Genomic DNA, 272 nt, shown 5'->3' on the forward strand with positions numbered 1-272 from the left:
CCAGGCCGTATAATCTTCCTGCGTGTCGACCATGACCACACCATGCATCAAAGGATGCCCCTGGCCGCAAAGTTCGGCGCACAGGACCTGGAAGGTTCCGGTCTTGGTCGGGGTGAACCAGAAATAGGTGACCGAGCCCGGGATCATGTCCATCTTGGCGCGGAATTCAGGGACATAGAAATCATGCAGCACGTCGATCGAGCGAAGCAGCATCTTGACCGGCTTGCCGACCGGCAGATGCAGATCGGCGGCTTCGACGACGACATCGTCCT

Annotated in this window: 1 protein-coding gene; it reads right to left on the reverse strand. The window is 58.5% G+C overall.

The genetic code is table 11. From position 1 onward, the window contains the following. A partial coding sequence (locus AC0L2O_RS36795; RefSeq protein ID WP_473373205.1) for a cytochrome c oxidase subunit II occupies window positions 1-272 on the reverse strand: 272 nt, incomplete at both ends.

The sequence above is a fragment of the Bradyrhizobium sp. Kon10 genome (assembly GCF_055807395.1).